The following is a 20,007-nucleotide window of genomic DNA, read 5'->3' on the forward strand; positions in this document are numbered from 1 at the left end:
CATGTAGGAGCCAGCAAGCCGGCTCCTACAGGGGTTTAGCGGATGATCTTGTCGACGTGGATCGCCAGCTTCTTGAGGCGGTACCAGAAGCTGCGTTCGGAAATCCCGATCAACTGTGCCGCAGCCGCCTGCACGCCATTGCTTTCCTGCAGGGCGGCGAGGATATAGGCTTTCTCCACCTCTGCCAGGGCCGCATCGAGGTCCTTCGGCAGGCCGGGGGCGATGCCGGGCAGCGCGCCGGCGTTGTCGCGCGGCGCTGCCGATTCGAACAGATAGGCCGGCAAGTCCGTCTCTTCGATCTCGTTGCCGGTCGCGACGATGGCCGCCCGTTCCACACAGTTCTGCAGTTCGCGGATATTGCCCGGCCACGGGTAGTTGAGCATCGCCTGCAAGGCCGCCGGGCTGAAGCCGTCGATGCGCTTGCCGGCGGTGGCGCCCAGGGTATGGGCGAAATGCCGGGCCAGCGGCGCGATGTCCTCGACCCGTTCACGCAGGGCGGGCAGGGGAATCGGGAAGACATTCAGGCGGTAATACAGGTCTTCGCGAAATTCCTTGTCGGCCACGGCTTGCAGCAGGTTCTTGTTGGTCGCGGCAATCACCCGCACGTCGACCTTGCGCTCGCGCGGGTCGCCCACCGGCTCGATGATCCGCTCCTGCAGCGCACGGAGGATCTTGGCCTGCAGCGCCAGCGGCATGTCACCGATTTCATCGAGGAACAGCGTGCCCTTGTCGGCTTGCATGAAGCGCCCGACACGGTCCGATACGGCGCCGGTAAAGGCCCCCTTGCGATGGCCGAACATCTCGCTTTCCAGCAAGCCTTCGGGAATCGCCGCGCAGTTGACCGCGACAAAGGGCATGTCGGCGCGGTTGCCGTGCTTGTGGATGGCCCGGGCGACCATTTCCTTGCCGGTGCCGCTTTCGCCGGTCAGCAGGATGGTGGCGTTGCTCTCGCGCACCGAGTCCACGGCTTGCAGGACCCGCCGGAAGGTCGGGCTGTCGCCCACCAGGCTGTCGATCTGCTGGTGCTCGTCGAGTTCGGCACGCATGCGCGCGTTGTCCCGCAGGATGTCGCGAAATTGCAGGGCCTTGTTGACGGTGATGTCCAGCTCGTCGATGTCGAATGGCTTGGCGATGTAGTCGAAAGCGCCATTACGCATCGATTGCACGGCATTCTTCACGGTGCTGTAGGCAGTCATCACGATGACCGGCAGCTGCGGGAAACGCAGCTTGACCTCCGCCAGCAACTGCGGCCCGTCCATGCCGGGCATGCGCCAGTCGCTGATGACCAGGTCGATGTCTTCCTGTTCCAGCACCGCCAGGGCCTCCAGGCCATTGCCGGCGGTGAAGACCCGAATATCGTTCTGGCTCAGCGCAGAGCTCAGCAGGTCGCAGAGCTTGGGCTCGTCATCGACCACCAGGACGTTATGCGTCATCTTCTTCTTCCTCATCCTCTTGGTCCAGGTCGCCGTCATGGGCCGGAATGTACAGGTTGAAGGTCGCGCCGGCATCCTTTTCGCTGATGCACTCGATACGCCCGTCATGGTTTTCCATGATCGAGTAGACCTTGGCCAGGCCCAGGCCGGTGCCGGAGGCCTTGGTGGTGACGAACGGTGTGAAAATGCGTTCGATCATGTCCGCCTCGATGCCTTGGCCCGTGTCGGAAACGCTGATGATGGTGTATTGCGCATCCTTGGCAATGCCGAGGGTCAGGCGTCCGCCCTTGGGCATGGCGTCGATGGCATTGAGGATCAGGTTCAGGCAGGCCTGTTTCAACTGCCGGGAGTCGGCATACAGGGTGGCGCCGGGCGCCTGGTCGTCGATCTGCGCGTCGATGTTGTGGGTCGCCAGTTCCGGGGCGCAGAAACCGAGGATCTCCTCGGCCAGCTCGCGCGCCGGGTAGAGGGCGCGAATCGGTGCGCTGGGCTTGGCGAAATCGAGGAATTCGGTGATCAGGTCGTTGATCCGCGAGACCTCGCTGATCACGTATTCCAGGTGCCGCTTGTCGGTTTCCGGCAGGTTGGCCCGACGGTGCAGCAACTGGGTGGCGGTCTTGATGATGCCCAGCGGGTTGCGTATTTCGTGGGCCAGGCCCATGGCGACTTCGCCCAGGGCGTGCAGGCGGTCGCGGCGGCGCAGTTGGGCTTCGAGGTGATGCAGCTCGCTCAGGCGTTCGGTCATGTGGTTGAAGGTATGGCTCAGTTCCGCCAGCTCGTCGCTGCCGATGACCGGGATGCGCTTGCTGTAGTCGCCGGAGATCACCGCGCCAACGCCTTCGGCCAGGCCGCGCAAAGGCAGGGTCAGGCGCCGTGAGACCAGCCAGCCGACACTCAGCGACAGGGCCGAACCCAGCAGGAAAATCAGGATGAACAGGTTGCTCTGGTTGACCAGGCCCACCAGGCTGCTATGGCGCAGCAAACCACTGAAAATCACGCCTTGCAGGTCGCCGGTGTCGTTGAAGATCGGCCAGTACAAGCCGCTGTAGCGGTTGGTGAACAGCTCGCTGGGCTGGCGGGTTTCGCGCAGGGTTTCGGCGATGCTGTCCGGCATGTTGCTGGGGCGATCTTCGAAGCGCTGGGTGGAGAAAATTTCGGCAAAGCCCTGGGGGTTGGCCAAGTAGAGGCGCAGGTCCAGGGAATGCACGTCGGCGACGCTGTTCAGGAAGCTGCTGTCCAGGTAGGTCGCGATCACCATCTGGTAGTCGACGCCGTCCTGGGTGGTGTCGAAGGTCGAGACCACCACGCCGGTGGTCACGCCCGCGACCTGGATGGTCTGCAGCACGGCATTGGGCGCGGTGCTGATCTGCGAGACGATGTCATCGGGCTGGGTGGTGAACACCACCTTGTGATCCTGGCTGCGTACCAGCGCCACCAAGTCGATGCCCATGGCGTCGGCGATGTCGGCCGTCAACTTGTCATGCTTGGCGGCCCGACGTGAGCTGGGCGGACGGGTGTAGAGCAGGAACAACTGCGCGACACGGGCATTCGAGCGCTTGATCTCGCTGATTTCATCCTTGACGACCTTGGTCGACTCCTGCAACCAGATGCGCACGTTGCTGTCGAAGATCTGTGACAGGGTGGTGGCCGCCAGTTCCGCGGCGATCATGGTCGGCACCACGCTGACCAGCCAGAACGCCAGCAACAATTTGCGTTGTACGCTCCAGCGCGAGATCGAGAAGGGGCGTCGTTTACGACGGCGTTCTGGCGTATTGGTCATCAGGTTTCGCTTATCGCAGCAGACATGGCAGGGTCGAATCGATCCGGGCGAACCAACAATTTAACCCCTCTGAGGATATTGTTGATCAGCCAGTTGCGATGGTGGAAAAACATGTTGTTGCCTTCGAAGCTGCACCCCAGGCGGATCTTGCTGGCGTAGCCGGCCTGTCCGCATTCGTAGAGGGGGATCCCGTGGCTGATGCAGTATTCGACATTGGCCAGCCAGCTGCGGAAATAGAGATTGTGTTCGCGGCTCTGGTTCACCTCATGACCGAAAAACTTGTCGATCAGTCGATCACCGTCGAACAGCACCAGGTTGAATGCCACGAGCTGGTCGTCCACCCAGTACAGGACACAGGCCGCGCGTTCGTCCATGTGTTCGAGCACGTTGGTGAAGTAACCCGCCGGCAGCCGTTCGAATTGCAGTTCGCTGCGCGCCAGTGTCGCTTCGTACAGCTCCATGATCCGTGGCAGCACATCGTCGATGTTGCGTCGCCATTCGATCCGCGGCCCCGGCGCCCGCAGTTTGCGGCGCAGGTCCTTGCGGGTGGACTTGCCCAGGGTACCCAGGTAGGCGTCGACGGAGCCGAACGGTATGGGCAACAGGGCGCTGGGCAGGCTGGGCATGGTCTGGTAGCCGGCCGCCTTGCAGCTGCGGCTCCAGTCGTTGTCGTCGCTGGGCGCGTCCTTGACGGCGATCAGGCGGATACCCAGGTGCCGGGCATCATCGTGGGCCAGTGCCAGCAACTGTTCCAGCAAGGCCTGGCGCCGTTCTGCCGGTACGTGGCTGGCCGTGCCGGCCGTGCAGCGCTCCGCCACGGGCGAACCGATGGCGTAGAGCGGAAATTCGAGCACACCGGGCAGGAATCGATTGATCCAGCCGGTGAAGCGTTTGACCAAGCCCTGCACCGTGGTGTCGAGCTTGTAGGAGGTAATGAAGGCGGGGGCGACCGCCAGCAAGCGACCGTCTTCGAACAGCGCCAGGTAGCGCCATTCGAAGTCTTCGATGCCGGCTTTCTCCACCGCCAGGTAGTACTCCCAATTCTCCAGTACGCCGGTGAAGCAATCGTTCCAGGCGTTGCGGTCGATAGCCTCGATGCTTGAGAAGGCTTGGGCGCTGATCACGGGTCTTTCCTTAGGCTAGTCGACGCTGCGCTTCAGGCTCGCTCGATACGCCGCTCAGGCGTTCGATGTAGTCGGCGCTCAGCTCGATGACTTCCTTGTATTGCAGGTCGACGGTGATCATGTGGTAGCAGTTGTCGAGCATGACCTTGGTCACCGGGCCGCCCAGGTGACGCTCGACGTAGTCGGCGTTCCACGGACTGGTGATGTCGTCCTCGACGGAGTGAATCACCAGGGCCGGCGTCTTGATCGACGGCATGCGCCGCATGACCACGGCGTTCATCCGGTGCAGTTCGCGCACGGTGACGCCTTCCATGGTCAACAGCCCGGCATCGCTGCTCTGGCCGTCTTTCATCTGGCGCTCGACGATGGCCCGCAGGCGTTCGTTCTTGATGCCGTACGGCGGCTTTTCTTCGAAACGGCAGATGTGCACGCCGAACGGGATCTTCATCAGCAACGGCGTCAGGAACGCCAGCTTGTGGATGCTCCAGCCGTCGTAGCGCAGCGTCGTCGAATACATCAGCAGTCCGGCGATCTGGCCCGGATGCTCGGAGGCCATGTACATGGACATCACCGCACCCATGGACAGGCCGCCGACGAAAACTTGTTCGTGGCGTTGTTTCACCGCCACGAAGGTCTTGCGTACGCCTTCATACCAGTCCTGCCAGCCGGTGGCCTGCAGGTCTGCGTTGCCGCCGCAGTGCCCGGCCAGGGTCGGCACGTAGACCGTGCAGTTACCCTTCTTGGCCAGGCCCTGGGCCACCCGACGGAGTTCCGTCGGGGTGCCGGTCAGGCCGTGGATCAACAAGATCCCGACCGGACCCGAACCGAGGACGAAGCCGGTGTCGCCTTCGCCCAGATCGATGTCTGCCATGTTCACCGCTTCATGGCCCGGTTCAGCAACTGCTCGAGCAGTTTCAGGCCCAGGTCGATTTCCGCGTAGCTGATTTCCAGCGACGGAGCCAGGGTGATCACGTTCTTGTAGTAGCCGCCCACGTCGAGGATCAGGCCCAGTTTCTGACCGTCAACCACCATGTCGCCCTTCATGCCTTCCTCGACCATGTAGTCCAGGGTCGCCTTGTCCGGGGTGAAGCCGTCGGTGGTGCAGATTTCGCAGCGCAGGGCCAGGCCCAGGCCATCGACGTCGCCGATGATCGGGAAGCGTTTCTGCAGCTCTTGCAGGCCTTCGAGGAAGTACTTGCCCTTGGCCATGACCATGGCGCCGTAGTCGACTTCGCTGGTCATCTTGAACATTTCCAGGCCTACCGCCGTACCCAGTGGGTTGGAGGCGAAGGTGGAGTGGGTGGATCCTGGTGGGAAGACCGTCGGGTTGATCAGTTCTTCACGGGCCCAGATGCCGCCCAGCGGGTTCAAGCCGTTGGTCAGCGCCTTGCCGAAGACGATCACGTCCGGCTGGACGTCGAAGTGTTCGATCGACCACAGCTTGCCGGTACGCCAGAAGCCCATCTGGATTTCGTCGACCACCAGCAGGATGCCGTGCTGGTCCAGGACCTGCTTCAGCTCTTTGTAGAAGTTCATCGGCGGGATGACGTAACCGCCGGTGCCCTGGATCGGCTCGGCGTAGAACGCGGCGTATTCGCTAGCGCCGACTTTCGGGTCCCAGACACCGTTGTACTCGGTTTCGAACAGGCGGGCGAACTGCTGCACGCAGTGGCTGCCGTATTCTTCCTTGGTCATGCCTTTCGGGCCACGGAAGTGATACGGGAACGGGATGAACTGGGCGCGCTCGCCGAAGTGGCCGTAGCGGCGACGGTAGCGGTAGCTCGAGGTGATCGAGGAAGCGCCCAGGGTACGGCCGTGGTAGCCGCCTTCGAAGGCGAACATCAGGCTCTTGCCGTTGCTGGCGTTACGCACGACTTTCAGGGAGTCTTCGACGGACTGCGAACCGCCGACGTTGAAGTGCACGCGACCGTCGAGGCCGAATTTTTTCTTGGCGTCGACCGCGATCATTTCCGACAGTTCGATCTTGCCTTTGTGCAGGTACTGGCTGGCGATCTGCGGCAGGGTGTCGATCTGTTGCTTGAGGGCGTTGTTCAGACGTGGGTTGGCGTAGCCGAAGTTGACCGCCGAGTACCACATTTGCAGGTCGAGGTAAGCCTGGTCTTCGGTGTCCCAGACGTAGGAACCTTCGCAGCGGCTGAAAATGCGCGGCGGTTCGATGTAGTGGACTGTATCGCCGTAGGAGCAATATTTGGCTTCTTTTTCCAGAAGCACCTGGTCTTCGGCTGTAGCGATACGAATATCAGACATGGTGGAAGAGTTCCTGTTGTTCAAGATCGATAGAGAAGGTGCCGGCGTTCGCCGCGATTTCGTTCGGCAGCAGGGCCAGCATGGCTGGCAGCTCGGCGAAGGAGTCGAAGCGCGCGTAAGGAATATTGTTGCGTTCGCAATGCTCGGCCAGGCGGCCCTTGGCGAAGACGAAGTCGGCGGTGCCGGCCACGCACATGTCCGATTGACCGTCGCCGATCACCAGGATGCGCTTGCCCTTGGGCGCGGACTTGCATTTGCAGTTGCCGGAAGCGGCGCGGCAGGCGTCGCTGGAATACGGGAAGTCGATGCGCCAGCTGTTGTGGTCGACCTGGCGCAGGCGATTGGCGAGAATCGGCAGCAAGGTCACGTAGTTGCGCGACAGGATTCGCGCGATGCCTTGTTCGATGCCGTCGCTGACCACTTCGATGGAGGCGCCAAGGCCCATGACATGATCGACGAAGTCCGGGAAGTCCGGGTCGATATCGATGGTGTCGAAGTACGCCAGCAAATCAGCCGGCGAGGCCTTGACCAGCGCCAGTTGGCGGCTGAGGCATTCGCGCGAACCGATATGACCGTCCAGCCACTCTTGCTCGATGCTTTCCCAGCTCGGGTCGGCGAAACGCTCAAGGATGTTGTCGATCGCGTCGGTGCGGGAGATGGTCCCATCGAAATCACACACGATATGCCAGTGCATCATCTGCTTGTACCTGTTGTTAAGAGCGCACACTGCGCATGCCGTAGCGCACAGCACGGAGTGTGCCAAGTACATAAATCCGGTATTCTCGTCGGATATATCCCTCACATGTATCTGATTACGTACATGGAGCTACAAAATTTGTAGCTTCCTACAAACAACATCAGTGCTTGCCTACAAAATGTCGCGTTGAAGATCGCGCAAGGCATGTATCGACAAGGACATTTTTCATGATTCGGCTGACTTCCTCATTGCTGCTTGCCGGCCTGCTTTCCCTGGGGGGCTGGAGCCACGCCGCCCTGGCCGATGGAGGTCCGACCGGGCAGGCGGGGGTGGCGCTGGGCTATCAACCTTATGACCCTTCGGGCAGCCGTTACGCCGTGGTGCCGTTGCCATACCTGGATCTGGATTGGGGCGATTTCAGCCTCAGCGGCGATGATGGCCTGACCTGGAGCGCGCTCAAGTCCAATGGCTTCAGCGTCGGACCTTTCGTCAATTACCTGCCCGGGCGGGTGTCCAACGGTTCGTTGCGTGGCCTGCGCGATGTGCCGGACATGGGCGTGGTGGGGGGGTATGTGGAATATGCGCCCGCCGACTTCTGGCGGCTTTTCGCCTCGTTGGGCAATGCCGTAGGCGGCGGTGACGGGCAAGGTGGCCTGGTGGGACGGTTGGGCGGTGAGCTGGGCTATCCGCTGGGTATGGGAATTATCGGTCGCAGCAACTTCACCGCGCATTTTGTCGACGAGCGCGAGGCCAGGACCTTCTTCGGTGTGGGGGCGCGTGAGTCCCGGGCCTCGGGGATCAGTCGCTATCGTCCCAGCGGCGGCCTGCAGAACCTGGCTCTGACCCAGAGCTTTGCCATCCCGCTGAGTGGCAACTGGTCGCTGATGACCAGTGCCAGCTGGATTCGCCTGACGGGCTCGGCGGCGGACAGCAGCCTCGTCAAACAGCGGGGCAACGCTAACCAGGGCGAGGTCCAGGCGGCGATCAGCTATAAGTTCTGAAGCCGGACCCTGTTGGAGCACGGACCGGTGCTCGCGTTGAAAACTGGTCCGGCTCTTGCTAAACCTGTCCGGAGATCAATTTTCCGGAATGCTGTTCATGGCTCGACCCGCTTATCGTTTGCTCGCCTATTCATTGTGGGACCTGGTGCCCATCGTCATGGCGCTGGCGCATTTCTCCTTCGTCCTCTGGCTGGTGCTGGGTTTTCACGGTCAGTCGTGGTGGATCATCATCCCGGCTGCGCTGGTCTATGCGATCAGCCTGTCGTGGAGCATCAACAGCATTTCCCACAACCAGATCCACAACCCCTATTTCACCCCGCACTGGATGAATCGGGCGTTCGACCTGCTGTTGTCGGTGACCATCGGCTTCTCGCAGACGATGTACCGCGATATCCACAACCGCCATCATCGCGGCAATGCCGACCGGCCGGGGCCGGACGGCAGCACCATCGATCCGCTGTCGATCTACCTGCACGGCAAGGATGGCCAGCCGGATAACGTCTGGGCCTATACCTTCCTGAGTTTCTTTCGTGACGACCCCAAGGCCTATTACGAAGAGATGAAGCGCAAGCATCCCAAGGATGCGCGCTGGGTCAAGGTGGAGATTGCCGTAACCGTGGCCTTCTACCTGGCGCTGGCGGCCTATGACTGGCACGCGGTGCTGGTGTTGCTGCCGTTCTGGTACCTGGGCCAGTCGCTGTCGTCGCTCAACGGCTACTACGAGCACCTGGGCGGCAACCCCGACCTGCCGATCGCCTGGGGCGTGAGCTCATATAGCTGGCTGTACAACCTGATCTGGATGAACAACGGCTATCACGCCGAGCATCACTACCGGCCGAAGATGCACTGGACCCGGGTCAAGGCGTTCCACCGGCAGATCAAGGACGAGCAACAGAAGGCCGGGGTGAAGGTGATTCCGGTGTCACACGGGCTGGGGTTTCTGCTGAAACACTAGGCAGTTTTCGTACAGAGCCTAGTTCTGCTCGCCCTCGGCGAGCAGGGCAATCCCGCCGATGATCACGGCCACGCCCAGCCAGTGCAACAGGCTGATCTGCTCGTTCAGGCCCAGCCAGGACGCCAGCAGCACGGCGACAAACACCAGTGAACTCAGCGGGAACGCCAGTGAAAGGGTGCTGCGCCGCAGAATCAGCATCCAGACGAAAAACGCCCCGATATAACAGCTGATCGCGACCCAGACGCCGGGATTGAGCAGCACCGCGTGCAGCCATTGCAGGCTGAAATCCATCTGTCCGAGTTGATCGCCGCCGATTTTGGTGGCGATCTGTCCGCCGCTTTCGCAAGCGATCAGCAAGGCCCAGAGCACGATGGTGCCGAAACGCCCGTGGAGCCAATCGATGTGTTTTGAACCGCTCATCAGAAATTACCTTCGAACATGAATGGGCCCCTCAAGCGCCGGAAACGGCGACCAGCATCACGCCGGCGGTGATCACCAGGGTGCCGAGCCAGCGACGGCGGCTGACGGTTTCGCCCAGCACGACCTTGCCGGCCAGCACCACGCCGCAATACGCCAGCGCCCCGATGGGAAACACCAGGCTCAACGGCGCCCGGGACAGGGCTTCGATCCAGACGAAGAACTCGATGGCATAGGAGCCGAGCCCGCACCACAGCAGGGGCGAGTTGAAGACCTGGCCCCAGAAGGCCTTCAGCCTGAAACCGCCATCCAGCTCCGGCAGACGGTCCAGGCCCATCTTGAAACAGAGCTGGCCGACCACGTCCAGGACAACGGAAAAAAGTACCAGCAAAATAACGCCAAGGGTCACGGGAACAGCTCCTCGAACAGCGTGATCAACGCTTCATTGGTTGCCGAATTGCGCAGCAGGTCAGCTTCGCTCCAGCGTTCGGGCGGGGGTTGGTCGGATTTGGCTTCCCAGCGCTTGAACGCGTTGCTGAAGGCCGGCTTGGCGAATTCGCCGCAAACATCAATGCCCAGGACCCGCTTGCGCGTGGCCAGCGCCCGCAAGGCGTCGAGCAGGTGGGTCAGGCGCATGCCGCCCTGATCCCAATTGGTGGCGGCATCTTCGCTGGCCAGCACGTCTTTGTCGATAGTGATCCAGATCGCCTCGGTGGGCAGGCTCTGGATCAAGCGTTCGAGAAAGTCCGGCCAGTGCTCGTCGGCCAGGTTGCGCCAGTGCAGATGATTGGCCTGCTGCTGGTGCCCGGCACCGTCGCCGATCCGGCCCCAGACCCTGGACGGGGCATGTTGCCAGGGGAACAGTTGCAGGTCGCCACGGCGCAGCGCACCGAGGTTGCCGCCGCGCAATTGGGGGGTGTCGAGGTCTTCGCTGCAGGGGCCGAGGGTGATGATACGCCGGATGTTCGGCAGTTTCAGCGCGCGGTTGACCCACGAGCCACAATGCCGACGAGGGGCAAGGTGCACCCAGTCGGGATGGTTGTCGAAATGAATCAGGCTGACCGGCTCCGGCAGGTCGGCCAGGAAGGCCGGGGTCAGGTGATGGTAGTCGCCGGAACCGACAAAGAAGATTTCCGGTTTGCCGGCGGCGGGCCTTGGCCGCTGGCGCAGGCGCTCGGCAAAGCGCCGGTAGTTGCGCTCGGTGGTCCAGAGCCGCAGTTTGGGGCCCAGGTCGAGCAGGTCCAGGCGCGTGGCCTGGCCACTGTCCAGTCGCCGGGCGACAGGGGCCTGGGCGGTCAGGCTGTGGTCGAGGTCGAGAATGTTCAAAACGTTGTATTACCTGTGGCGGCGTCCGTGAAAAGTACGGTGCAAGGACTTGCGCGAGTAAATGCAAAGGACGGGCCAGCCGTCCCAAAGGCATCTTTTTTACCGACGCCTGTCGGGCACAGGTTGGTCGCCAGCGGGTGGGTGATGGCGTATGAATACCCGCGGTCAGTGGCTCAGGCCGTACTTCTTGACCTTGTCGAACAAGGTGGTCTTGGCCATGCCCAGCTCCTGGCTGGCCTGGGTCAGGTTGCCGCCACTGCGTTGCAGGGCATCGCCCAGCAGGTTGCGCTCGAAGGCTTCCACCGCTTCGGCAAAGCCCAGCCCGCTGCTGCTTTGCGCGCCGGCTTTCTTGAAGGCCGGCAGGCCCAGGGCGAAGCGTTCGGCGACGTTGCGCAGTTCGCGCACATTGCCCGGCCAGTCGTGGCTCATGAGGTTGGACAAAGTCTGGTTGTCCAGCTCTGGCACGGCACGGTCGAAACGCAGGGAGGACTGCTGCAGGAAGTGCTCGAACAATTGCAGGATGTCCTCGCGCCGTTCGCGCAGGGGCGGCAGCTCCAGGGTCACCACGTTCAGCCGGTAATACAGGTCGCTGCGAAACTCTCCGGCGCGGCCCAGCTCGTCGAGGTCGGACTTGGTGGCGGCGATGACGCGGCAATCGACGGCCACGCTCTGGTTCGAGCCCAGGCGCTCCAGCGTGCGCTCCTGCAAGACCCGCAGCAATTTGATCTGCAAGGGGATCGGCATGCTTTCCACTTCGTCGAGGAACAGCGTGCCACCATGGGCGTGCTCGATCTTGCCGATGCGCCGTTTCCCGGCGCCGGTGAAGGCGTTGGCCTCATGACCGAAGATTTCGCTCTCGAACAGGTTCTCCGGCAGCCCGCCGCAGTTGAGGGCGACGAACTGTTGCGACTGACGTCGGCTGAAGTCATGCAGGCAGCGGGCAACCAGTTCCTTGCCGGTCCCGGTCTCGCCTTCGATCAGCACGTTGGCTGACGTATCGGCAACGTTGGCAATCAGTTCCCGCAGGTTCTGCATGGCCGGCGAGCGCCCGATGATCCGCCCTTCCAGCGAGTCGCGCTCGGCCAGTTGCCGGCGCAGCGCCCAGACCTCGCGGGCCAGGCCGCGCTGTTCCAGGGCGCGACGGGCGACTTCCACCAGACGCTCCGGCGAAAACGGTTTTTCCATGAAGTCATAGGCGCCGTTGCGCATGGCGCCGACGGCCATGGAGATATCGCCGTGACCGGTGATCAGCACCACCGGCAGGCTGCGGTCGCGGGCCTTGAGCCGGGTCAGCAGTTCCAGGCCGTCGATGCCCGGCAGGCGGATGTCGCTGATGACGATGCCGGGGAAGTTGTCGCCGATCCGCGCCAGGGCTTCCTCGGCACTGCCGACGCCTTCGCAGGGAATGTCTTCCAGGGACAGTGCCTGCTGGCAGCCGAGCAGGACATGGGGATCGTCTTCGACAATCAGGACAGTGAGGTCGTTGTTCATATCGGCTCGGCCTTGGCAGGAGGGACCCGCGGTAAAGTGAGGACGAAGGCGGTGCCGCCACTGACGGGGTGTTCGACCCCGAGGTGGCCGCCGGCCGCCGCCGCGAGGCTGGCGGAGAGGGTCAGGCCCAGGCCCAGGCCCTGTTCTCCCGGCTTGGTGGTGAAGAAGGGTTCGAACAGGTGCTTGCGCGCTTCGGGTTCGATGCCGTGCCCGTTGTCGCGTACCAGCAGGCGGTACTTGCCCTCGACGAAGTCGCCTTCCAGCCACAGTTCCGGCAGGGGCTGGGCCTGCATGGCGTCCAGGGCATTGCCGATCAGGTTGACCAGGACCTGCTCCAGGCGGGTCTGGTCGATGGCCAGTTGCACGTCGCCGAAGTCGCGATGGACTTCCAGGTGCAGGGTTTCGACCCGGCTGCCGAGGACCTGCAAGGCGGCGTCGATGGCCTTGCCCAGGCTCGACTCGCCCTTGTCGTCGCCGCGCCGGGCAAAGGCGCGCAGGCTGGCGGTGATCCGGCCCATGCGGTCGATCAGGTCGTTGATGGTGCGCAGGTTGGTGCTGGCGGTGTCCAGTTCGCCGCGTTCGAGGAAGCGCACGGTGTTGCCGGACAAGGTGCGCAGCGCCGCCAGCGGCTGGTTGAGTTCGTGGGCGATGCTGGTGGACATCTGGCCGATGGCGGCCAGCTTGCCGGCCTGGACCAGTTCGTCCTGGGCCCGGCGCAGGGTTTCCTCGGCCTGGCGCCGCTCGCGGATCTGGTCCTTGAGCCGGTCGTTGCTGGCGCGCAGGTCGACGGTACGCTCGGTGATCCGCCGTTCCAGCTGGCTGTTGGCTTCCTGCAGGGCTTCGCGGGCGGCCAGGCGGGTGGCGATGACCTTGCGCCGTTCGTTCCAGGCGATCAGCAGGAATGCCACCAGGGCGAAGGCCACGGCCACCAGGATGCCCTGGTTGGCGGCTTCGCGGCGCAGGTCCTGCAGGGGCGTGAGCAGGGTGAAGTGCCAGGGGGTGTCGCTCAGGCGCCGGGTCTGGGACAGGTAGCTGACACTGTCGCCGTCCTTGGCCAGTTCGCTGTTGGCCGGGAAGGTCAGGGTTTCCACACCTTCGGCCAGGTGTTCGCGGGCCAGGGGCTGCAACTCGTTCAGTGGCCACCAGTAATATTGCAGGCTGCGGGCCAGGCGCTCCTTGATCTCCGCGGTCAGCGGGCGCACGGACTTGAGGCGCCGGGCCGGGTCGCTGGAGAGGATGATGATGCCGTTCTCGTCACTGACGAAGGCTTCCAGGCGAGCCCGTTGCCAGCGCTCCTCGAGGGCTTCGAGACGGACCTTGATCACCGCCACGCCGATGATCTTGCCTTGTTCTTCCAGGCCGTGGGCCAGGTAATAGCCGGGTTCGCCGCTGGTGCTGCCGATGCCGTAGAAGCGTCCCGGCAGACCGCGCACGGCGTCCTGGAAGTAGGCGCGAAAGGACAGGTCCTCGCCCAGGTAACTGTCGGCGTCGCGCCAGTTGCTGGTGGCCAGCACCCGACCGGTGGTGTCCAGCACGTAGATGGCCCGACTGCGACTGCGCCGGTTCAGGCCTTCGAGGTAATCGTTGACCGCTTGGCGGTGTTCGGCGTCCGGTTCCTTGAGCAGCATCGAGACGCTGGATTCAAGCTCCAGCAGGCTGGGCAGGTAGGTGTACTTGCTGATCTCGCTTTCGACGGTGCGGGCGTGCAGCTCCAACTGGCGTTCGCCGTTTTCGCTGAGGGCGCGGATGCCATAGTGTTCGCTGATGCGATAGCCGGCAGAGCCCAGGCCGATCATCAGCAGGATGATCAGTGGCGGCAGGAGCAGTTGGCGGATCAGGCGGGGTTTCACGGCGAGTGATGGCGGCGTCGCGCGATAGAGGTTGGGGTCGCATTTCATCACAGTTGCCTTGGGTCAACCAGATCGTATTTCTTGTGGAAAAATGATCAGGGTGTACGCATAACCTGTGGGAGCAGAGCTTGCTCGCGAAGGCGATCTTGAGATCGCTAAAAGCTTCGCGGGCAAGCACCGCTCCCACAACAGCACGCGAGCAAGCTCGCTCCTACAGGGGAGCGTCGGGTTTTAGTGCTGCAGGATCTTCTCGAGGAAATGCTGCGCACGGTCCGAACGGGCATTGATGTCGCCGAAGAACTCGTTTTTATTGCAGTCTTCGATGATCTTGCCCTGGTCCATGAAGATCACGCGGCTGGCAACCTTGCGCGCAAAACCCATTTCGTGGGTCACGCACATCATGGTCATGCCTTCCTGGGCCAGTTGCACCATCACGTCGAGCACTTCGTTGACCATTTCCGGGTCGAGCGCGGAGGTCGGCTCGTCGAACAGCATCACCACCGGGTCCATCGCCAGGGCACGGGCAATCGCCACACGCTGTTGCTGGCCGCCGGAGAGTTGACCCGGGTGCTTGTGGGCATGGGCCGACAGACCGACGCGATCGAGCAGTTGCAGGCCTTTTTTGGTCGCTTCTTCCTTGCTGCGGCCCAGTACCTTGATCTGTGCGATGGTCAGGTTTTCGGTAATGGTCAGGTGCGGGAACAGTTCGAAATGCTGGAACACCATGCCCACTCGCGAACGCAGCTTCGGCAGGTTGGTCTTCGGGTCGGCGATGGAGGTGCCGTCGACCACGATGTCGCCTTCCTGGAAGGGTTCCAGGGCGTTCACGCATTTGATCAGGGTGGACTTGCCCGAGCCCGAAGGACCGCAGACCACCACCACTTCACCCTTGCTGACCTCGGTGCTGCAATCGGTCAGCACCTGGAAGTCGCCATACCACTTGTTGATGTTCTTGATAGAGATCATACGGCAAACCTTTTTTGCAGACGCTTGACCAGCAGCGAGGCGGCAAAGCTGATTGTGAAGTAGACGAGACCTGCGAAGATCAGGAATTCGTTGGCGCGGCCGATGATGTCGCCGCTGGAGCGCGAGGCGTTGAGGAAGTCCACCAGGCCCACGGTGTAGACCAGCGAAGTGTCCTGGAACAGGATGATGCTCTGCTGCAACAGCAGCGGGGTCATCTTGCGGAACGCCTGGGGCAGGATGATCAGACGCATGGTCTGGCCGTAGCCCATGCCCAGGGCCTGGGCGGCGCCCATCTGGCCTTTGGGGATCGACTGTACGCCGGCCCGGACGATTTCGCAGAAGTACGCCGCTTCGAACATCATGAAGGCCACGATGCAGGAGGTGAACGCACCGATCGGCGTGTCCTCGCCGGTGATCCAGCGCAGGACGAAGGGGACCGCCAGGTAGAACCAGGTGATCACCAGCAGCAGCGGGATCGAGCGGAAGTAGTTGACGTAGGCGCCGGCGATATTGGCCAGCAGCTTGTTCGAAGACAAGCGCATCAAGGCCAGGATCGTACCGATGACCAGGCCGCCGATGACGCCCAGCACCATCAGTTGCAGGGTCATCAACATGCCGTTCCAGAGGCCCGGAATGGCCGGGACGATACCACTGAAATCGAATTCCATTATTTACCCCCCACGGAGATCAGGCCGGGCACCGAGACTTTTTTCTCCACCAGGCGCATCAGCAGCATCAGGCTCATGTTCAGGGTGAAGTAGATCAGCGTCGCCAGGGTGAAGGCTTCGAACAGGTTGGCGGAGAACTCGGCGGTCTGCTTGGTCTGTGCGAGCAGTTCCATCAAGCCGATCAGCGAGGCCACCGAGGAGTTCTTGAAGACGTTGAGGAATTCCGAGGTGAGCGGCGGAATGATGATCCGGTAGGCTTGCGGCAGCAGCACGTTCCAGTAGATCTGCGGCAGCTTGAAGCCCATGGCGCGGGCGGCCGACTCCTGGCCGCGCGGCAGCGCCTGGATACCGGTGCGCACCTGTTCGCAGACACGGGCGGCGGTGAACAGGCCCAGGCACACCACGACGCTCAGGTAGGCCGAGGTGGTCGGGTGCAGGTCCTGCTTGTACCAGTCCTGCAGGTTTTGCGGCAGCAGGTCGGGTACCAGGAAGTACCAGATGAACAGTTGCACCAGCAGCGGTACGTTGCGGAAGATCTCCACGTAGACGGTGGCAATGCCCGCGACCACACGGTTCGGTACGGTGCGCATCACGCCCAGTAGCGAGCCGAGGATCAGCGCCACGATCCAGGCCACGATGGCAATGGCGATGGTCCAGCCCAGCCCGGAGATGAACCAGTCGAGATAAGTCTCGCTGCCCACGCCGGTGGACTTGAAGAACACGCCCCAGTCCCAGTTGTAATTCATTCGGGTCTCCCCTCGGATCAATCAATGGTCACGCACGTGCTTCCCGGGACTCCGCCCCGCCTGACGCGTTCAGCCAGGCACACGCGTACCGCTCGCGGTCCGAGTGTCTTTCCCGTTTCAGTAGAGGAAGCCAGTACAGCAGGTCTCAACGGACTCCCGGGGTCGCGTTCGCGCCACCGGGAGCCGGGTCAGCCGTGAATCAGATCTTTTTTTCCGGAGCCGGCTTGTCGTTCGGATTGGCCAGCAGCGCCTTGAGCTCGTCGCTCATCGGGAAGTTCAGGTTCAGGCCCTTGGGCGGGATCGGCTGGGTGAACCACTTGGCGTAGATCTTGTTGATCTCGCCGGACTGGTAGATCCCGACGATAGCGTCATCCACGGCTTTCTTGAACGCCGGGTCGTCCTTGCGGACCATGCAGCCATAGATTTCGTAGGATTGTGGGGTGCCGGTCACGGCCCAGTCATCGGGCTTCTTGGCCTTGGCCATTTCCCCGGCGAGCAGCGCGTCGTCCATCATGAAGGCCACGGCGCGACCGCTTTCGAGCATGTTGAAGGCTTCGCCATGGTCCTTGGCGGAGATGACGTTCATGCCCATCTGCTTGTCGGCGTTCATCGCCTTGATGATGCGCTCGGACGTGGTGCCGGCGGTGGTCACGACGTTCTTGCCCTTGAGGTCGGCGAAGTCCTTGTAGGTGGAGTCCTTCTTCGACAGCAGGCGCGTGCCGATCTCGAAGATACCCATCGAGAAGTCCACTTGCTGGGCGCGTTCGGTGTTGTTGGTGGTGGAACCGCACTCGACGTCGACGGTGCCGTTCTGGACCAGCGGGATGCGAGTCTGGGAGGTGACCAGGTTGTACTTGACCTTGAGGTCCGGCAGGCCGAGGTCTTTCTTGATGCCGTCGACGATGGCCAGCTGGATGTCGTGGGAGTAGCCCACTGGCTTGCCGGATGCATCCGCGATGTAGGAGAACGGGATGGAGCTGTCGCGATGCCCGAGGGTGATGGTGCCGGACTCCTTGATCTTCTTCAGGGTGCCGGTCAGTTCAGCGGCGAAAACTGGAGTACTGATCAGAGCAACAGCGATAGCTGCGCCCAGAAGCTGGGGAACGATGCGCATCAGATGATTTCCTCGAGATTGTTTTTCTTATGGAGCCGGTCAGCCGACTCTCGGGTACTTCGAACCGCTCATACGGCCCAGGGGACGGCCTGGGCATTCGGTACGGTGTGTAGAGCAGGACTCATGCCAGGCTTGGTGTTGCTGATTTTGTTATTGATTTTAAAAGGGTTTTTATTTTTTCCGAGAGATTTCGAGGTGTCTGGCGTCCGGTTCACCGAATGGTGGACAAATGGGTGTTCGGAAAACCGAATGAGGGAGGGGCTGCGGAAGGAGGGGTGTGTGCGAAGCTTCTGGTGATCTTGAACGTACGGCAAAACCTGTAGGAGCCGCCGGTCGACGCTCGATTGCTGGCGATGAGGCCCTCGAGCCTTGCAGCGCCCATTCGGACGCTATCGCCAGCAAGCCGGCTCCTACAGGAGAAAGCGTTCGGCCGTGAGAAAGGCCTGGAATCAGGCCGCTTCGATCTTGCCGCGGTGTTGCTCGACCTTGTCCAGGTAGTGCTGCAACTGCTGCTGTTCGGCCGCCGTGGTGAACAGGCCCAGCTTGCTGCGCCGCCACAGGATGTCCGCCGCCGCGCAGGCCCATTCCTCACTGCACAGGTAATCCACTTCACGGCTGTAGAGGCCGCCACCGAGGTGTTCGCCCAGGTCGCTCAGGCTCTGCACACCCTCCAGCAGGCGCCAGGTGCGGCTGCCATAGGTGCTTGCCCAGCGCCGGGCAATCTCTTTGGGAATCCAGTCGAAACGGGTGCGGATCTCGTGGCTCAGGGCCTGCGGCGTGGTCATGTCTTCGCCACCGGGCAAGGTCGAGTGCGCGGTCCAGCTCGGCTTCAGGTTCTTGAAGAACGGCGCCAGTTGGGCCAGCGCCGACTCGGCGAGCTTGCGGTAGGTGGTCAGCTTGCCGCCGAACACCGACAGCAGCGGGGCTTCGCCATTTGCACCAGACAGCGCCAGGGTGTAGTCGCGAGTGACGGCCGAGGGGTTGTCGGATTCGTCGTTGCACAGCGGGCGAACGCCGGAATAGCTGTGCAGGATATCGCTACGGGCGAGCTGCTTCTTGAAGTGCGCATTGACCACCTTGAGCAGATAGTCGGTCTCGGCTTCGGTGATGCTGACCTTGGCCGGGTCGCCCTGGTATTCGCGGTCGGTGGTGCCGATCAGGGTGAAGCGGTCCAGGTACGGAATGGTAAAGACGATGCGTTGGTCCTCGTTCTGCAGGATGTGCGCGTGTTCACCTTCGTACAGCCTGGGCACGATCAGGTGGCTGCCCTGGATCAGGCGGATGCCGTAGGGCGATTCCAGCTTCAGGTCATCCTTGATGAACTGGGCGACCCAGGGGCCGGCGGCATTGACCAGGGCCTTGGCCTGGATCGAGAACCGGGTACCGTTGCCGCGCTCCATCTCCAGGTGCCACAGGCCTTTGCCGCGGCGGGCGCTGACGCAGCGGGTACGGGTGTGCACGTGGGCACCGTTCTCCCGTGCCGCCATGGCATTGAGCACCACCAGGCGCGCGTCGTCGACCCAGCAATCGGAGTATTCGAAACCCTTGGTGATTTCAGCCTTGAGCGCACTGTCGGCGCCGAATTTCAGGCTCTTGGAGCCGGCGAGCTTTTCCCGCTTGCCCAGGTGGTCATAGAGGAACAGGCCGGCGCGGATCATCCAGGCCGGACGCAGGTGCGGACGGTGGGGCAGGACGAAACGCATGGGCTTGACGATATGCGGGGCCTTGGCGAGCAGGACTTCACGTTCGGCCAGGGCTTCGCGTACCAGGCGGAATTCGTAGTGCTCCAGGTAGCGCAGGCCGCCGTGGATCAGCTTGCTGCTGGCCGAGGAGGTGTGGCTGGCGAGGTCGTCCTTTTCGCAAAGGAACACCGAGAGGCCGCGACCGGCTGCGTCCGCGGCAATCCCGACACCATTGATACCACCGCCAATCACGGCGATGTCATAGAGCTCGGCAAGGGGTGGGGCAGGCAAGGTGCTGGGGTTCATCGGTGAGCCTCGCAGGGTCTTCTCTATATTTGAATTCGAACATTGATGTTCGCTTTCGAAAAGAATAACGGATAAGCGCGCCCACGACCAGTCAAGCCTGATTGAAAAAATCCATCAGAACGGCTGGAAAGGAAAATTATCGAACATTGTAGGGCGAGCGCTGTACCCCCTTGTAGGAGCGAG

The 20,007-nt window shown here is 62.3% G+C and carries 18 protein-coding genes; 2 read left to right on the plus strand and 16 right to left on the minus strand.

Features of this window, described 5'->3' with window-relative positions:
• Nucleotides 1–35 precede the first annotated feature (35 nt).
• Genes NUH87_RS23040 through NUH87_RS23065 form a run of 6 tightly spaced genes read right to left on the minus strand, consistent with a single transcriptional unit; the run spans nucleotide 36 to nucleotide 7,302 of the window.
• Entirely contained in the window at nucleotides 36–1,433 is a 1,398-nt protein-coding gene (locus NUH87_RS23040) for a sigma-54 dependent transcriptional regulator (protein ID WP_338522818.1), read from the minus strand.
• Nucleotides 1,423–3,213, minus strand: a complete 1,791-nt coding sequence (locus NUH87_RS23045) for a sensor histidine kinase (protein ID WP_338522819.1) — start codon at nucleotides 3,211–3,213, stop codon at nucleotides 1,423–1,425. The genes NUH87_RS23040 and NUH87_RS23045 overlap by 11 nt, the downstream gene beginning before the upstream one ends.
• Nucleotides 3,213–4,337, minus strand: a complete 1,125-nt coding sequence (locus NUH87_RS23050) for a GNAT family N-acetyltransferase (RefSeq protein ID WP_338522820.1) — start codon at nucleotides 4,335–4,337, stop codon at nucleotides 3,213–3,215. The genes NUH87_RS23045 and NUH87_RS23050 overlap by 1 nt, the downstream gene beginning before the upstream one ends.
• Nucleotides 4,338–4,347: 10 nt before the next feature.
• Nucleotides 4,348–5,214, minus strand: coding sequence for an alpha/beta hydrolase (locus NUH87_RS23055; protein WP_338522821.1), 867 nt, complete (start codon nucleotides 5,212–5,214; stop codon nucleotides 4,348–4,350).
• Nucleotides 5,211–6,605 (minus strand): aspartate aminotransferase family protein, encoded by a 1,395-nt coding sequence (locus NUH87_RS23060; RefSeq protein ID WP_040070549.1) that lies wholly within the window; start codon nucleotides 6,603–6,605, stop codon nucleotides 5,211–5,213. The genes NUH87_RS23055 and NUH87_RS23060 overlap by 4 nt, the downstream gene beginning before the upstream one ends.
• Nucleotides 6,598–7,302, minus strand: a complete 705-nt coding sequence (locus NUH87_RS23065; protein WP_040070547.1) for an HAD-IB family phosphatase — start codon at nucleotides 7,300–7,302, stop codon at nucleotides 6,598–6,600. The genes NUH87_RS23060 and NUH87_RS23065 overlap by 8 nt, the downstream gene beginning before the upstream one ends.
• A gap of 227 nt (nucleotides 7,303–7,529) precedes the next feature.
• On the opposite strand from NUH87_RS23065, the gene NUH87_RS23070 reads away from it, so the two are divergent.
• Nucleotides 7,530–8,303, plus strand: a complete 774-nt coding sequence (locus NUH87_RS23070; RefSeq protein WP_338522822.1) for a MipA/OmpV family protein — start codon at nucleotides 7,530–7,532, stop codon at nucleotides 8,301–8,303.
• Between the two features lie 97 nt (nucleotides 8,304–8,400).
• On the plus strand, nucleotides 8,401–9,258 hold the full coding sequence (locus NUH87_RS23075) for a fatty acid desaturase family protein (RefSeq protein WP_338522823.1): 858 nt from the start codon (nucleotides 8,401–8,403) through the stop codon (nucleotides 9,256–9,258).
• 18 nt (nucleotides 9,259–9,276) lie between these two features.
• Here NUH87_RS23075 and NUH87_RS23080 read toward each other — a convergent pair whose 3' ends face one another.
• The 10 genes from NUH87_RS23080 to glpD form a co-directional block, all read right to left on the minus strand.
• Nucleotides 9,277–9,678 carry an EamA family transporter gene (locus NUH87_RS23080; protein ID WP_338522824.1) on the minus strand — a complete coding sequence of 134 codons (402 nt, stop codon included), beginning with the start codon at nucleotides 9,676–9,678 and terminating at the stop codon, nucleotides 9,277–9,279.
• Nucleotides 9,679–9,709: 31 nt separating this feature from the next.
• Nucleotides 9,710–10,084, minus strand: a complete 375-nt coding sequence (locus NUH87_RS23085) for an EamA family transporter (RefSeq protein ID WP_040070371.1) — start codon at nucleotides 10,082–10,084, stop codon at nucleotides 9,710–9,712.
• Complete coding sequence (locus NUH87_RS23090) at nucleotides 10,081–11,001, minus strand: arginase (protein ID WP_338522825.1); 921 nt, start codon at nucleotides 10,999–11,001, stop codon at nucleotides 10,081–10,083. The genes NUH87_RS23085 and NUH87_RS23090 overlap by 4 nt, the downstream gene beginning before the upstream one ends.
• A 165-nt stretch (nucleotides 11,002–11,166) precedes the next feature.
• Nucleotides 11,167–12,444 carry a sigma-54 dependent transcriptional regulator gene (locus NUH87_RS23095; RefSeq protein WP_338526914.1) on the minus strand — a complete coding sequence of 426 codons (1,278 nt, stop codon included), beginning with the start codon at nucleotides 12,442–12,444 and terminating at the stop codon, nucleotides 11,167–11,169.
• A 44-nt stretch (nucleotides 12,445–12,488) separates the two neighbouring features.
• A complete protein-coding gene (locus NUH87_RS23100) occupies nucleotides 12,489–14,390 on the minus strand; it encodes a sensor histidine kinase (protein ID WP_338522826.1) in 1,902 nt (633 codons plus the stop codon).
• Between the two features lie 183 nt (nucleotides 14,391–14,573).
• Nucleotides 14,574–15,308 carry an amino acid ABC transporter ATP-binding protein gene (locus NUH87_RS23105; protein WP_338522827.1) on the minus strand — a complete coding sequence of 245 codons (735 nt, stop codon included), beginning with the start codon at nucleotides 15,306–15,308 and terminating at the stop codon, nucleotides 14,574–14,576.
• Nucleotides 15,305–15,976 (minus strand): ABC transporter permease subunit, encoded by a 672-nt coding sequence (locus NUH87_RS23110; RefSeq protein ID WP_338522828.1) that lies wholly within the window; start codon nucleotides 15,974–15,976, stop codon nucleotides 15,305–15,307. The genes NUH87_RS23105 and NUH87_RS23110 overlap by 4 nt, the downstream gene beginning before the upstream one ends.
• Complete coding sequence (locus NUH87_RS23115; RefSeq protein WP_040070364.1) at nucleotides 15,976–16,722, minus strand: amino acid ABC transporter permease; 747 nt, start codon at nucleotides 16,720–16,722, stop codon at nucleotides 15,976–15,978. Before NUH87_RS23115 ends, NUH87_RS23110 begins: the two co-directional genes overlap by 1 nt.
• A 199-nt stretch (nucleotides 16,723–16,921) precedes the next feature.
• Nucleotides 16,922–17,836 (minus strand): glutamate/aspartate ABC transporter substrate-binding protein, encoded by a 915-nt coding sequence (locus NUH87_RS23120; RefSeq protein WP_040070363.1) that lies wholly within the window; start codon nucleotides 17,834–17,836, stop codon nucleotides 16,922–16,924.
• Nucleotides 17,837–18,285: 449 nt separating this feature from the next.
• Nucleotides 18,286–19,824: a glycerol-3-phosphate dehydrogenase gene (gene glpD / locus NUH87_RS23125; RefSeq protein WP_338522829.1), complete on the minus strand. Its 1,539-nt coding sequence runs from the start codon at nucleotides 19,822–19,824 to the stop codon at nucleotides 18,286–18,288.
• Nucleotides 19,825–20,007: the final 183 nt, after the last annotated feature.

Source organism: Pseudomonas batumici (assembly GCF_036585405.1).
GTDB lineage: Bacteria > Pseudomonadota > Gammaproteobacteria > Pseudomonadales > Pseudomonadaceae > Aquipseudomonas > Aquipseudomonas batumici.